The following is an 808-nucleotide window of genomic DNA, read 5'->3' on the forward strand; positions in this document are numbered from 1 at the left end:
TCGATGGCGAACAAGTCATCAGCAATGTGGTCATTAACATTCATGGTAGTGTTGATGCGCCGATGCTATCAGCGACTACTCACCTTGTACAGCAAGGTGCAGAAATACCGCTAGACTTGCACACAGCAATTATTGACACCGGTGGCGATACCGAAACACTTACGGTAAAAATATCAGGCTTACCGGATCATGCAACGCTGAACCACGGTAATTATAATGCCCTGTCTAAAATTTGGACGGTAGATAAGGCTGACTTAAATGGGCTTAAGGCCGATCTGCAGAACCCAAATTTTCACGGTGATATAGCCTTAACCATTACCGCAATTGCCTCGGCCGGAGGGGAAGTACAACAAACGACCAGACCATTAACCTTATCGGTTAATGCTCAACCCGAGGTCCTATCACCGGTTACAGATCAATCGATTGAAGATAATGCGACCCATGGCGTAGATTTATTACAGGGTGCCAGTGACAAAGATGCAGGTGATGTATTACACGTTAGCCATTTAAGCTATGAGCTAGATGGGGCCGCCGCTACGACCCATATTCCAGCGGGTTTTGCGCTTGCCGCTGATGGTCACACGATAACAGTGACCCCGGGCAGTGCGACGTTTCAACACTTAGCGGCAGGTGCGAGCACGACACTAATAATCAGTTATCAGGTGAACGATTCGCGTGGTGGGGCTACTGCACAGACGTCAAGCATCACGATTACCGGCACGAATGATGCGGCGACGATTAGTGGCGTGTCGACAGGACAAGTGGTTGAAGATAGTGGTCAATTAACAACCGGCCAATTACATATCGT

Annotated in this window: 1 protein-coding gene; it reads left to right on the forward strand. The window is 48.5% G+C overall.

Annotated elements, in window-relative coordinates; translation table 11 throughout:
- Window positions 1–808 (forward strand): VCBS domain-containing protein (locus tag A3739_RS06910; RefSeq protein ID WP_156502427.1); only part of this gene is annotated, 808 nt, incomplete at both ends.

This window comes from Oleiphilus sp. HI0067 (assembly GCF_001635735.1).